General features: G+C 58.5%; 9 protein-coding genes. 1 reads left to right on the plus strand and 8 read right to left on the minus strand.

The window, feature by feature from the left end; genetic code table 11:
• Nucleotides 1-4: 4 nt before the first annotated feature.
• The 6 genes from AC2FLM_RS23020 to AC2FLM_RS23045 all read right to left on the minus strand — a co-directional run bounded on the left by AC2FLM_RS23020 (nucleotide 5) and on the right by AC2FLM_RS23045 (nucleotide 9,802).
• Nucleotides 5-1,201 (minus strand): mandelate racemase/muconate lactonizing enzyme family protein, encoded by a 1,197-nt coding sequence (locus tag AC2FLM_RS23020; RefSeq protein WP_496860104.1) that lies wholly within the window; start codon nucleotides 1,199-1,201, stop codon nucleotides 5-7.
• 184 nt (nucleotides 1,202-1,385) lie between these two features.
• Nucleotides 1,386-3,257: a dihydroxy-acid dehydratase gene (ilvD, locus tag AC2FLM_RS23025; RefSeq protein WP_496860105.1), complete on the minus strand. Its 1,872-nt coding sequence runs from the start codon at nucleotides 3,255-3,257 to the stop codon at nucleotides 1,386-1,388.
• Nucleotides 3,254-6,709 carry an indolepyruvate ferredoxin oxidoreductase family protein gene (locus AC2FLM_RS23030; protein ID WP_496860106.1) on the minus strand — a complete coding sequence of 1,152 codons (3,456 nt, stop codon included), beginning with the start codon at nucleotides 6,707-6,709 and terminating at the stop codon, nucleotides 3,254-3,256. The genes ilvD and AC2FLM_RS23030 overlap by 4 nt, the downstream gene beginning before the upstream one ends.
• Before the next feature lie 31 nt (nucleotides 6,710-6,740).
• Nucleotides 6,741-8,108, minus strand: a complete 1,368-nt coding sequence (locus AC2FLM_RS23035; protein WP_496860107.1) for a TRAP transporter large permease — start codon at nucleotides 8,106-8,108, stop codon at nucleotides 6,741-6,743.
• A 17-nt stretch (nucleotides 8,109-8,125) separates the two neighbouring features.
• Nucleotides 8,126-8,695, minus strand: coding sequence for a TRAP transporter small permease subunit (locus AC2FLM_RS23040; RefSeq protein WP_496860108.1), 570 nt, complete (start codon nucleotides 8,693-8,695; stop codon nucleotides 8,126-8,128).
• A gap of 75 nt (nucleotides 8,696-8,770) precedes the next feature.
• Nucleotides 8,771-9,802: a TRAP transporter substrate-binding protein gene (locus tag AC2FLM_RS23045; protein ID WP_496860109.1), complete on the minus strand. Its 1,032-nt coding sequence runs from the start codon at nucleotides 9,800-9,802 to the stop codon at nucleotides 8,771-8,773.
• A gap of 166 nt (nucleotides 9,803-9,968) precedes the next feature.
• Between AC2FLM_RS23045 and AC2FLM_RS23050 the strand changes: the two genes are divergently transcribed.
• On the plus strand, nucleotides 9,969-10,871 hold the full coding sequence (locus tag AC2FLM_RS23050; RefSeq protein ID WP_496860110.1) for a LysR family transcriptional regulator: 903 nt from the start codon (nucleotides 9,969-9,971) through the stop codon (nucleotides 10,869-10,871).
• Between the two features lie 442 nt (nucleotides 10,872-11,313).
• On the opposite strand, the gene AC2FLM_RS23055 is transcribed toward AC2FLM_RS23050, so the two are convergent.
• Nucleotides 11,314-11,808: a hypothetical protein gene (locus AC2FLM_RS23055; RefSeq protein WP_496860111.1), complete on the minus strand. Its 495-nt coding sequence runs from the start codon at nucleotides 11,806-11,808 to the stop codon at nucleotides 11,314-11,316.
• A complete protein-coding gene (locus tag AC2FLM_RS23060; protein WP_496860113.1) occupies nucleotides 11,793-12,794 on the minus strand; it encodes a relaxase/mobilization nuclease domain-containing protein in 1,002 nt (333 codons plus the stop codon). The genes AC2FLM_RS23055 and AC2FLM_RS23060 overlap by 16 nt, the downstream gene beginning before the upstream one ends.
• Nucleotides 12,795-12,894 lie beyond the last annotated feature (100 nt).

The raw sequence follows: 12,894 nt of genomic DNA on the forward strand, positions 1-12,894 counted from the left end.
ATTTCTAAAGCGGTACTTCGGCCATGGGTGGGAACACGTCATCTGAGGTGAAGGGGTTGGCGTCAGCCACGGCTTCGTTCAGTTCAAACCCGAGCCCCGGTTCGGACGGGACAGTGACATAGCCCTGTTCCCACTCGATCGGTTTGTTCAGCAATGTTCCAAAGAAGCCACCAAAGGTTTCGATGCTTTCGAGGATCAAGAAGTTGGGCAGGCTGGCCGACAGCTGGATGTTGGCAGCGGCCTCGATCGGGCCGGCAAACAGGTGCGGTGCGAACTGGGCATAGTGCGCCTCGGCCATGGCGGCGATCTTTTTGCCTTCCAGAATGCCGCCAACGCGACCCAAAGCGGGTTGCAGGATTTGCACCGCCTGCTCCTCAAGCATCTGAGAAATTTCAAAGCGGCTGACCAGCCGTTCACAGCCCGAGATCGGAATGGTGGTGGAGCTGGCAACACGCGCCATTTCCTTGGCGTTTCCTGGCGGTACGGGCTCTTCAAACCAGAGGGGGTCAAATTTCTCTAAACGTCGCGCCAGCCGGATCGCGCTTGAGGTCGTCATCTGGCCATGGGTCTTGATCATCAGATCACATGTGCTGCTCGCCACTTCGCGCAAGGCGGCCGTCATTTTCTCGGCGCCTTCCAGGTCTTCGAGCGACAATTGGCGCGGATCGAATGATCCCATTGGCATCACCGGATCATAGCCGATAGCGGTAAAGCCCATGTCCATGTAATGCTGAAGCTGCTTCGTCGCCGCGTCCGCCGAACCATGCAAATCCGAGGCGTCAAGCTCTTCCTTGGGTTGGGCATTATAGAGATAGGTGTACGATCTTAGCCGTTCGTGGACCTTGCCCCCCATCAGGTTATAAATCGGCTGCCCGACGGCTTTTCCGACGATATCCCAGCAAGCGATTTCAATGCCTGACATGACGCCGCCCATACTGACATCGGGGCGTTGGGTAAAGGCGGATGAGAAGAGGACGCGCCAGATGTTTTCGATGTCGAACGGGCTGCGACCGACCACGTGACGGGCGACCACGTCTTCGACCATCTGACAGACAAGACGGGGCGCAAAGGGCACGCCGTAAACCTCGCCATAGCCGGAAATCCCGTTGTCAGTCGTCAGTTTGACAAAAATCCAATAGGTGCCGCCCTTATAGAAATCGGGGTTCTTGACAGCCCATGTTTTGACGTCTGTGATTTTCATGGATTTTCCTCCAGAATGAATTTTTGTGGCGACGTTACGCCGGATAGATCGCAGTGGCGGCTTTTGGCTGGCTTGTGATTTTGGCCTGAAACCACTTAAACATGTCGCCTTGAACCGTAGCCTCGGGACGCTGCAGGGGGCTCGAAAGCGAAACGAGATCTGTCACGGGGACCCTTTCCTCTGCCTATAAAGTTGAAGCGAACCGCTCTAGCGCGGCCAGACGGTCGAGGTCGCGCGCGCCCGCCCTGTCTGCCGATGCCGCCAGAAGGCCATAGGCCCTCAACGCGACCGAGACCTCACGCTGCCGGGAGGCAGGACGCCATGCCTTGTCGCCTTGGGCCAGCATCTCTGCCCGACGGGCGGCCAGCTCTTCGTCGCTGACGTCCAGATGCACACGGCGGTTCGGGATGTCGAATTCGATCACGTCACCATCCTGCACCAGCGCGATGGCTCCGCCGGAGGCCGCCTCGGGCGAGACATGGCCGACAGAAAGGCCAGACGTCGCCCCCGAAAAGCGGCCATCGGTGATAAGGCCCGCCTTGTCGCCCAGCCCCATCGCTTTCATCAGGCCAGTCGGTGTCAGCATCTCGCGCATGCCTGGTCCGCCACGCGGTCCTTCATAGCGGATCACCACCACATGACCGGCCTTCACAGTACCGTTTTGGATCTTCTCAAGCGCCTCTTCCATGCTCTCGCAGACAATCGCGGTTCCGCGGAACTGCCAGAGGTTTTCCGGCACACCTGCGGATTTCACCACACAGCTGTCAGGCGCAAGGTTCCCACGCAACACCGCTAGGCCACCATCATGTGAAAAGGCGTGTTCGGCGCCGCGGATCACGCCTGTTTCGCGATCTGTATCCAACGCCTTGAAACGGCTGGATTGCGAAAAGGCGCGGATCGACCGTATACCCCCCGGCCCCGCTGAAAACATTTTGCGCGCTTCGGTGTTGTCAGGATTGGTGATATCCCAGTCAGCCAGATATTCTGCCACGGGCTTGCCCAGCACTGTCGGGTTTTTTGGATGGTAGCGGCCTGCCTTCAGCAGTTCCCCGGCAACCGCCATGACGCCGCCCGCACGGTGCATGTCTTCGATGAAAATTTCATGTACAGACGGCGACACCTTGCACAGGCAAGGGGTATCGCGGCTGATCCGGTCAAAATCGTCGATGGAAAAATCGACGCCGGCTTCCTGTGCCACTGCCAATAGGTGCAGGATGGTGTTCGTCGACCCGCCAATGGCCATCGTCATACGCGCGGCGTTCTCCAACCCTTCGCGTGTGCAAATGGATCGCGGCAGAACGCTGTCGTCCCCGTCACGATAATAGGCTTGCGCCATTGCGACGATCCGGCGTGCGGAGAGGCGGAACAGGTCCTCGCGGTCTGTATGGGTTGCCAGGATGGTGCCGTTTCCGGGCAGCGCCAATCCAAGCGCCTCGGTCAGGCAGTTCATCGAGTTTGCGGTCCCCATCAATGCGCAAGACCCACAGGTCGGACAGGCAGCCTCTTCGACCGCGTCGATCTCGGCCTGCGTGGCGTCCTGCGCACCGGCCACATAAATTGTGTCGATGGCATCCACGCGCTTGGTCTGGCCACGGTAGTCAAACTTGCCCGATTCCATCGGCCCGCCCGAGACAAAGATCGTCGGGATATTCAGCCGGTTGGCGGCCATCATCATGGCCGGTGTGATTTTGTCACAGTTGCTCAGGCAGATCATGGCATCAATTGCATGGGCGTTGGCCATGTATTCGCAGGCGTCCGCAATCAGCTCGCGCGAGGGCAGCGAATACATCATGCCCTCGTGGCCCATGGCGATACCGTCATCCACGGCAATGGTGTTGAATTCCTTGGGCACGCCCCCGGCGGCACGGATTTCGCGGGCGACCAGACGGCCAAGTGCCTGCAGATGCACATGCCCGGGCACCATCTCGGTAAAGGAGTTGGCGATACCAATGATGGGCCGTCCAAACTCTTCGGTCGTTGTGCCAGTGGCCCGCCACAGCGCACGCGCCCCTGTGTTCATCGCGCCAACGGTGACTTTGTCTGATCTAAGTTTCATGCTGCATCAGCCTTTCGGTTGGCAATTGCGTCGCGCAGTTCAAACCGGCGTTTTTCTGTGACCGCGGCGTGCCGTTCGCGGACGTGGCCATACCCGCGTATATGTTCGGGCAGGTCCAGAAGCTGGGTAATTTCCGTGGCCTTCGCGTCGGACCAGTTGGCCAGCGCAAAGTCGATGTCGGCTTCGTAGTCAGCCAGCAATTTGCGCGCCAGTTGTGCCTCATCCGTGTTGCGGAAGGGGTCCAGAACCGTGCCCCGCAGGAAGCGGGCTTTGTTCATCAGGCCAAAGAAGCGCATCGCCTTTTTCCCCGACACGGCGCCTTTGATCATCTTGCCGGTTTTGGCGTCGCGCCCGCCGTAAGGCCAAGCACCAAAGTAGAAGGTCAGCTCCAAATCACCGTCGAAGGTTTCTTTCAGACTCTCACGGAACGACGGCTTGCCATAGAGCCGGGCCACTTCCCATTCGTCCTTGACCGCCAGCAGTTTGTAGAGCCCACGCGCCACGGCTTTGGTGGCCGCCTCGCTGAGACCTGCATTCTGCACCCGCGCGACAGTATCTCTGTAGCTTTTGGCGAGGGTGGCGTCCTTATAGTCGGTCAGATTTGCGGTGCGCAGCGCGAGAATTTCATCCAGTGTTTTTTCACGATGCGCATCCAGCAACACAGGCGCGTTCCCCCGTGCCAGCTTGAGCGCGGCACGTGCATCGGCGTAGGCCAGACGGCCCAGATCGAAAGCCTGCTTGTTCTTGGCCACGGCGACGCCATTCAATTCAATCGCGCGGTGGATTGCCTCAAGCGACAGCGGGATCCCCCCCTGCTGCCAAGACGCGCCCATGAGCAGCATATTGGCAAAGACACGGTCGCCCATGACCTTCTCCGCCAAACCCTGCGCATCCATACCGCGGCCTGCCTCGCCAAGCGTGCGGGTGAGGCGTTCGAGTTGCTCGTCCCCGCTGAGTTGCCAGTCGGGGTTTTTGGAGAACTCCGAGGTCGGCACCACTGTTGTGTCGGTTACAGCCACTGATTTGCCCGGTGTCAGCTTGGACAGGGCCTCATCGCCGACCGCCACAACCAGATCGCAACCGATCAGCGCGTCGGCCTCGCCCGTCGCAATCCGGGTTGCGCGCATCTGGTCGGGGCTGACGGCCAGCTTGATGTGGCTGTGCACGGCGCCGTATTTCTGAGCCAGCCCAGTGATGTCGAGGTTCGAGGCATAATAGCCATCGGCATGGGCCGCCACGGCTAGCGTCTGGCCCACGGTCACAACGCCCGCGCCGCCGATGCCGGACACGAGGATCGACCAGGATCCGTCGATTGTGCGTGGGGTCGGGGCGGACAGGTGGCTTATATCAATATTTATCTCGGCCGTTTTGGTCTTGCGTGGGGTAGCACCGCTGATTGTCACAAAGGACGGACAGAAGCCTTCGACACAGGAAAAATCCTTGTTGCAGGAGGATTGGTTGATCTGCCGTTTGCGCCCCAGATCGGTTTCCAGCGGCTCGATCGCCATACAGCCCGACACGGTGGAACAATCGCCGCAGCCTTCGCAGACTTCGGGGTTGATAAAGGCCCGCTTATCCGGATCGACCCATTTGCCGCGCTTGCGCAGGCGGCGACGCTCGGTCGCGCAGGGCTGGTCATAGATGATGACCGTGACGCCGGGCAGTTTGCTCAGCTCTTTCTGCACCAGTTCCATTTCGGTGCGCGGGTGCACCGTGACGCCCACACCCAAATCCTTGCCGTCGTATTTTTCCGGCTCGTCGGACACCAACGCGATGCGTTGGACGCCCTCAGCGCGCACCTGGCGCAGCATCTGTTCGGGGTTGACCTCGCCATCATGCGCCTGACCGCCGGTCATGGACACAAAACCGTTGTGCAGCAGCTTGTAGGTCATCGTTGCCTTTGCGGCGACGGCCGCTCGAATGGCCATCATCCCGGAATGGAAATAGGTGCCATCGCCCATATTGGCGAAAACATGCCCCTCGTCCGTAAACGGGAACTGGCCCAACCACATGGCACCTTCACCACCCATGTGGCTGATCGAATTGGTTTTCATCGGGTCGCGCATTACTGCCATGGTATGACAGCCGATCCCGGCTAATGCGCGGCTGCCGTCAACAACCTGGGTTGATCGACCATGCGGACACCCGGCACAGAACGACGGCGGGCGGATCACGCCGCCGCCCAGTGCGGGCGGTTGGTCAGGCCGGTTGGGCATGGAGATCCCGCAGGCGGGGTCGATGTCATTGGCCACCCGAACCAGAACGCGGGTCACCATATTGGGGTCAATCTCGCCGATATTGGGAAAGGCGCAATCGTCTTCGCCTGCCGTGAATGCAGTGCCGCGATAGGTCTTGCCGACAATCCGCGGGTTCAGGCCGGAGCCATAGAGGATGGACCTGATCTGATCCTCCAGCATCGGGCGCTTTTCCTCGACCACCAGGATCGTATCCAGCCCCTGAGCAAAGTCTCGGATTTCGGCATCATCCAGTGGCCAGACCATGCCGATTTTCAGACGCCTCACCGGCATGTTGCCGATCTTGCCGTCGCGATAGCCCAGACCGGCCAGCGACTGGTTCAGATCCTGCCAAGCTTTTCCGGCGGCAACGATCCCGATCCGCGCGCCGTCCGGACCGTCCTGTTGGTTCAGTCCGTTGAAGCGCGCATAGGCCAGCACCTTTTTCAACCGCACAGTCCACAGTAGGCGCTCCTGGTCCAGAATGGGCGTAAAGGGTTTGATGCTGGTATCGGGGCCGGAATCTATGGGCAGGGTGATCTGCGGACTGTCGTGCGCGACATGGACAGACCCGCCGCCTTCGACCACATCGGTCACCAGTTTCATGCCGACTAGCGTGGAACTGTACCTGCTCATCGCGATGCCGTGCAGGCCCATGTCCAGCACGTCCTGCGCATTGGCCGGGGCCAGCAGCGGCATGCCCAGCGAGGCGAAGTTCATGTCGGAATAGCACGCCACAGTCGAAGATTTGGCCCCGTGGTCATCGCCCACCAGCAACAGCGTGCCGCCCTTGGGGTTGGTGCCCGCCAGGTTGGCATGGCGCAGCGGGTCCATCGAGCGATCCATGCCCGGCGCCTTGCCGTACCAGATCGAGAATACACCATCCACCTTGGCCCCGGGAAACAACCCCACCATCTGCGACCCCCAGGTCGCGGTGGCGGCAAGGTCTTCGTTCACGCCAGGCTGAAAATAGATGTTGTGCGCCTTGAGCTCTTTTTCGGCCTGTACAAGGTTCATATCATAGGTGCCGACTGGAGACCCGCGATAGCCTGAGATATAGCCGCCTGTGTTCAACCCCGCCGCAGTATCCCGCTTGCGCTGCTGGATCGGCAATCGCACCAAAGCCTGCATGCCCGTCATATAGACCCAACCCTCGTCCTGGCTCAGGCGGTCTTCAAGCGTCATTTCTAACCGAGAGGTGCGCACATGTTCAGTCATGGGTGTCTTTCCATTTGTTCATTGGACATTCCTAGTAGGCAATTGACGGCAGCCATAAGGCGAGGCTCGGAAATTCAAAAACCAGCGCCAGAGCGATGAGTTGCAGAAGCACGAACGGGATGATGCCGCGATAGATATCTGGCAAGCTCACGCTGTCTGGCATCACGCCTTGCGCATAAAACAATGCGGGACCAACAGGCGGCGTGATGAATGACGTTTGCAGGCAAATAGCGAATAGAATGGCAAACCAGACCAGATCAAACCCCAGTCCGGCAATAGCCGGACCGACAAGGGGCAAGACGATCAGCGTTATTTCAAGCCAGTCGAGAAAAAACCCCAGAACAAAGGTCAAAAGCAAAACCGAAATAACAACGGCGTTTGGTGAAACAGGCGCTGAATGCAGGATGTCTTTGATCAACTCGTCGCCACCAAGGCCACGAAATACAAGGGAAAACGCCGTCGCGCCAAATACGATGGCAAAGATGAAACCGGTCGTTTTCATCGTTTCCACCGAAACATCTTTCAGAACGGTGAATGTCAGGCGCCCTTTGAAAGCGGCCAGAAAAACTGTGCACAACGCCCCAACGCCAGAGGCCTCCGTTGGTGTGGCGATCCCGAAAAAGATGCTGCCAAGGACTGAGAATATCAAGAGAACAGGCGGCACCATCGAGCCGAGGATCTGGACCACATCGCCCAATTCCAACGGTGCAACATCGTGCATCGATGGTGCCACGCCCGGGCGCAGGCGCGACCAGACCAGAATGAAAACAATGTAGATCAAACCTAACATCAATCCGGGGATCATTGCCCCCATGAACAGATCGCCCACGGAAATGGCCAGCCGGTCCGCCATGAGCACCAGCATGATCGAGGGGGGGATCAGAATGCCCAAGGTGCCGACAGCGCAGACTGTGCCAACAGCGAAAGACTTGTTGTAGCCTGCATCCAACATCACCGGAACGCCCAGCAGCGTCAGCAGCACCACCGAGGCACCAATGATGCCAGTAGATGCGGCGAGGACGATTCCAATGATCGCCACTGCCACCGCCAGCCCGCCCCGGACCCGACCCAAAAGGCGCGCGAAATTTTCCATCAACTCGCGTGCGATCCCGGATTTGTCGAGGAAAAGGCCCATAAAGACAAACATTGGCAGGGCGACCAGAACCCAACTTTCCATGACCGCCCAGTTGCGATCGATGATGGACGACGTATAGCCCCAATCAATTGCGTAAAACGTGTTGTCCAGCAGGTCGGTATAGGCCCCCAGGGCGACCGAGATTGCGGAGTAAACGATCGCCAAACCTGCCAGCGTCCATGCCACTGGGTAGCCGGTGAAGATCAGAGCAATGAAGGCCAGAAACATTGAAATGGCCATGTAGTCGGTGATGACGAGATCCATGTGAATACTCTCTGCGCTCAGCGACGTGTGTCGCGCAGATACGCGATGCATCGGGTTAGTCGGGAAATCGCGGCAATCGCCACAAGCAAGAACGCAAGGGGCAAAGTACACTTTATGATCCAGCGATAGGGCAGACCGCCGGGGGATATCGAGACCTCGCCGCTGGCGAAGCTGTTGGTCACGAAGGTGACGCTATAAACCAGAACAAGCGCACAATACGGCAGCAGGAACACCAGCGTGCCAATAACTTCGATCCAGCTTGTCGTGCGTTTGCGAAACCGGGTGCTGAGCAAATCAATGCGGATATGCGCGTCGGTAACGGAGGCAAATGCCAGCGCAAAGGCGATACCGACCGCATAAATGTGCCATTGCAGTTCTTCGATGTAGATCTTGGTGGCGCTGAACCCGAACCGCAAAACAACGTTTAGAATGATGACCAAAACCAGCAAGAACCAGACTGAGGAAAAGATCACGCCCAGTCGAAAGATGATTGGGTCTGCTGTTCGTGAAAACGCCGTGTGTGGTAAATCGACAGTCACGTCATCGTTCACGCGCCCCGCAGCATCGGGAGTTTGCTGTTCAGACATCTGATCCACTTTCCGCCAAAGGACAAAGGGGCCGCCGCTTTAGCGGCCCCGCTTTGTGACTTTCGGACAGGCCTGTTAGTCGGCGCTACTCGTGTCGAGATATCCGGAAACAAGTTTCTTGTGCGCTTCCATCGACTCGTAGATTTCCTTGAAATCCGCGTCTTTTGCGGACTGCTCGGCCATCACTTCGGCGGTTGCTTTGCGGAGCGCTTCGATCATTTCATCCGAGAAGACATGGATCTCGGCGCCATCGGCCTTGGCCTTGGCCATCGCAGCCGCTTGGATCGAGTCGCTGATCGTCAGGTTCTTCATTGTAATGGCTTCGCAAGACGTCTCGACAGCTTCCTTCTGTGCGTCCGAAAGGCCATCCCAGACACCTTGGTTTATAACCAAGTGACCCGTTCCTACTGGCTGATGCCAGCCCGGGAAATAGCCATGCTTGGCAACCTTGTGCAGGCCAAGTATCACGTCCACAGAGGGAAGCGAGCCTTCGGCGGCGTCGATTGCTCCGCGTTCAAGCGCCGGGAATGTTTCACCAAGCGGAAGGGTCGTCACCGACATTCCGAGCCTGGTAAGCACATCAGCGCCAAGGCCGGCGGTGCGGAAGCGAAGCCCCTTGAAATCCTCAATGGAATTGAGCGGTTCGCGGAACCAGCCACCCATCTCGGCGCCGATCATCCCGCACAGAAAACCGTGAACGCCATTCTTGTTAAGAAGCGCTTGCGTCAGCGCCTCGCCGCCGCCTTGGTAGTACCATCCCGCATATTCACGCGGCCCAAGCCCGAAAGGGGCGCCGAACAGCAAGGCGGTTGCAGGAATGGAACCGGCACTGTACCCGATTACGGCCATTCCCGCAGGCACCTTGTTGTCACGAACGGCATCAAGAACGGCGAACGGCGGAACAATCTCACCCGGTTCGAACAATTTGACCTGAATGTCGGCATCTGCCGCATTGATCGTCGCGGCCCAATCTTTCAAGGGCTCACCAATGCCCGGCAGGCCTGTCGGGAAACTCACAGGGACTTTCCAGCGCTCGGTCGCGGTCGCGCCCGACGCCATCGTGGCAGCGAAAGCCACCGCCGTGGCGGCAGTTTTAAGAACGTTCATTGTCTCTCCTCCCAAGACATTTTCACCCATTGGGGAGAGCATATTTGGCAAACAAAATTTGGTCCAATTTGGTTTTTCTTGCATTAGGCAAGATTCAAGAAATACTATCTCCGGAGTGGCGGATCGACCTGAACTGTCCGCGCGCGACTTCAGAGCGGAGGATTTCATGCTCAATCTCAACCAGTTGCAGCATTTTCGGTTTGTTGCGGAAACTGGCAATTTCGCGGCAGCTGCGCGCAAGGCGAATATCACCCAACCCGCGCTCAGCAACTCGATCCGCAGCCTTGAGCAGCGCATGAGGGTTCAGCTTTTCGACAGAAGCGAGCGCCCGATCCGACTCACCCCCGCTGGCCGCAACGTTCTGAACCGCATTGATTTGCTGTTGCACGTTGCCCGAAACGTAGAGAAAGAAGTCAGCTACTTGTCTCAAGGTCTGGCGGGCGAGCTCAGGATTGGTATGACCTCGGTAAGTTCCGCAAGTTTTGGCGGGGTCATTCTGGGCAAGTGGTTGGCCAAAAACCACCGTATGAGGGTGGATGTCACCGTTGCAGACACTCTGGTTCTCATGGAACTGCTGCGCGCCGAGAAAATGGATTTGATCATCGGTGACGCGCGCGACCTGCCCGCAGATCGGTCCGGAATTGATATGTTGCCAATCACATCGCAAGAGGGCCATGCGTATTGTCGCGCCGGACACCCTGTTCTCGCTCTGCCGGTGATATCGTTTCACGACTTGTTGCCATACCGTTTTGCCGGGTCGCATTTTCCCAAGGCGGTGCTGGAGCACGTTGCGCAGCTTCACAATTTGGAGACCCCTGCGCTCATCGAACTCGCTATCGAAAGCGACAACATTTCGCTTTTGCGCGATGCCACTATGAACAGCGATCTGATATTGCTGACAACCCGTGGCTGCGTGCGCAATGCTTTGAACGCCAATCTACTTGAAAAGTTGCCAGTTGAACTGCAAACGCCAGGCAACTGGTATGCGGTGACGCTCAAGAACGCGGTGCTTCATCCCGCAATCCCCAGTCTTAAGAAGGCGATAAGCGAAGCCTCTGCCGAGGCGTGACGCCTTTCTGCATCGGTTCGGTCAGGTGGACATTTGGCATCAGACTCTCCTATCCATGCTCAATCGTATCAGATACTGACATAGATATTCAAGTTCATGATCGATCCCAACTTGGGCACCAAATCGGCTCGCTGGCTGCTCCCGTCCTTCTGCCCCCGGATTCCAGTCAGAGAACCGTGCCCGACAGTTTCCGATACTGCCCGTCCCGAGAACATGAATGCTGCGACACGCCGTTTGACGGACTCATGCGGTCTAGTCTTCCGTGGCCGCTTTCGTGGCCGCGTTGGAACGCCATATTTGTATTTGGTTACAGATGTTTGTTTGGTGGCCAACGTGAAACAGTGCCGTAATTTTGGCCGCTTTCACTACGCCAAAAAAGCCCACACCGGCGTCAGAACTCGGAAGCCGTCAAGCGACACAAGCTGACAGTTGCATGCCACTATCAATCAAATCTCCTTGCCATCATTAATGTTGTTTCGTATCGATGCACCATTATAGATGGAGTCGGCATCATGAAGCACGTGATCCACAGCGTGGCAACAGCCACGGCACTAAGCATATCCGGATCAATGGCCTCGTCAGGTCCGGCTCGACTGTCAGTCATCTGTTCCCAAGCCATCGAGGCCAATTCGGCATGTTGCGGAGATCTCTGCGCATAGGCGTCGAACGCGACGCGGGCCTCTTCAACCTCCACGGCGCCGGCTCGCCTTACAGACGGGTCGTCGGAGAACGGATGATCGAAATCCGTCCGTCGGAACTGCGCCACGAGCGCCCTGAACGCCTGCTGCTCCGATGGGGCAAAAATGTCGGGCCCGTCCTTCACGAGATCACCCCCTGGTGCCGCCAACCGCTCACCGAGCACTTCCTCAGCGTCATCCACCTCGTCGACCTCGGTTGGCGCACGCAGGACGCGTACATCGGTCAGAACATCGCCCAACCGAACATGCGTGGCTTCCAGCCGGTCGAGCGCGTCTTCCCGTCCGCAGATTTCTCCAGATCGAGGTCGCTTGCTTTGGCAATCCCCTGCAGATCCTGTGCCAGCCAATGGCGCTCCAATGCGGCATTGCCTGCCCCCTCCCGCAGGCGCGCGGCCACAGCCTCGGCATCGATGCCCGTGCCTTGCAACGCCTCGGCCAGCTTTGATGCCACCTCTCCATCGTCAAGACGCGCGAGGTGTTCTTCACTTAAGTTCGGCCTTGCATAGATGCCGTCCCGGGATGGGGCATCGACCAGGGCGGCGGAGCGATCCCCGAGCGGGTTCAAATGCGCGACCGAGGCCAGAAAGTCGGTCAGCTTGCGCTCGATCACCGGCCTCTCGGCCGCCGGCGCCCTGTCGATCGCCGCCTCGATCTGGCGAATGTTCTGAGAAAACTCGGCGATCAGCGTGTCGAACGCTGCTTCGTCTTGGGACATGTAGATGGCTCCGTCAGATTGAATCTGACCGCCACTGGCAAGGATGGTGCTGGCCCTCTCGAGCGCCTCGGACACGTCTTCGAAATTCGAACGGGACGCCTCCGCCGCGAGCCCGCGATAGATCAAAGCGTTGTGCCGGACGGTTTCCAGAGCGGCCGCCAGGTCAGCGCCGGTTCTCTGGCGCTCGACAGGGGGACGGCCCGCATCGCGGGCCTTGTAGATTTCATCGATCTCGGCGCGGTAGGTCGTGACGCCGCGATCCAGACGGCGCGTCGCCTCAAGGCGGATCCCATGAACTTGGGCCGCCTCGACCATCGCTTCGCGAAAGGCGTCGTAGTTGAAGTGATGATCCTTCCCGAGAAAGAACATTTCGCCATCCTTGCTGCGGCGGTTCAGAACGATATGCGCATGTGGATGCGCGCGATCTTGGTGTATTGCAGCAATATAGTCGAATTGCGACCCCTCACCTTGAAAGAACTTCTCGCAGACCGCCTGGGTGATATCGCGCACCTCCTCGCCGCTGGTTCCAACCGGGAACTCGAAGCCACGGTCAAAGGTGATCGAGCGCCGTGCCGGTTGGGGCAGGGGTTCCATCACATCCATCAGTTTG

The organism is Ruegeria sp. SAZD011 (assembly GCF_059612545.1).

Bases quoted from the DNA above. Each gene is read 5' to 3' on its own strand.
- AC2FLM_RS23030 (WP_496860106.1), bottom strand. From the start codon at position 6,709: ATGACTGAACATGTGCGCACCTCTCGGTTAGAAATGACGCTTGAAGAC.
- AC2FLM_RS23050 (WP_496860110.1), top strand. From the start codon at position 9,969: ATGCTCAATCTCAACCAGTTGCAGCATTTTCGGTTTGTTGCGGAAACT.
- AC2FLM_RS23020 (WP_496860104.1), bottom strand. From the start codon at position 1,201: ATGAAAATCACAGACGTCAAAACATGGGCTGTCAAGAACCCCGATTTC.
- AC2FLM_RS23040 (WP_496860108.1), bottom strand. From the start codon at position 8,695: ATGTCTGAACAGCAAACTCCCGATGCTGCGGGGCGCGTGAACGATGAC.
- AC2FLM_RS23045 (WP_496860109.1), bottom strand. From the start codon at position 9,802: ATGAACGTTCTTAAAACTGCCGCCACGGCGGTGGCTTTCGCTGCCACG.
- ilvD (WP_496860105.1), bottom strand. From the start codon at position 3,257: ATGAAACTTAGATCAGACAAAGTCACCGTTGGCGCGATGAACACAGGG.
- AC2FLM_RS23035 (WP_496860107.1), bottom strand. From the start codon at position 8,108: ATGGATCTCGTCATCACCGACTACATGGCCATTTCAATGTTTCTGGCC.